The organism is Actinomyces sp. S6-Spd3 (assembly GCF_000758755.1).
Lineage (GTDB): Bacteria > Actinomycetota > Actinomycetes > Actinomycetales > Actinomycetaceae > Pauljensenia.
In genome coordinates, this window is sequence record NZ_JRMV01000038.1 from 1 (window position 1) to 548 (window position 548).

The following is a 548-nucleotide window of genomic DNA, read 5'->3' on the forward strand; positions in this document are numbered from 1 at the left end:
CGATGAAACGCCATTCTTTGCCACGAAATCGAATTAGTGACGTTTCGAGCGAAAAACTATTCCCCTAGCCATAGACGCTAGATCGTTTTCTAATGACTCACTAGAAGTCACATTCTTGGTCGATTTTGGTGCAGTGTGAGAGACACCCTGCGTCGAGTTGTTCGTCCGAACTTCTTCCGCATCATCTTCGAACGGTGCTGTAGATATTGCGGAAAGTTCGCCAGCGCTCTCTTCGCCCAGTCCAAGGGTTAAGACGCGAATCCCTTCAGCATGAAGCTGCCGAGCAAGGCTCGTTGCAGTAGACCTGGGGACACCTAGGTCTCCATCACCAAAGACGGCAATCACCGCATCTCCACCACTATAGTGACCTAGCCATTCCAGCAGTCCATCGCGCGCAAGTTCTATCGCAGGAGTGATCCTGGTGCCCCCGCCGGCTTCTGCCGATTTCAAAAGCTGGATTGCACGCGTGGGATCTTTGCTAAGTTCCACTGAACCTTCGACCTTGTGGTGCCAAAGAATGACACCCACCTCATATCCGCCACCGACCG

Annotated in this window: 1 protein-coding gene; it reads right to left on the reverse strand. The window is 52.6% G+C overall.

The annotated features are described in order from the left end of the window. Positions 1-33 precede the first annotated feature (33 nt). Positions 34-548: vWA domain-containing protein (locus HMPREF1627_RS00265; RefSeq protein WP_234305170.1), on the reverse strand; the 515-nt coding region annotated here is incomplete at its 5' end.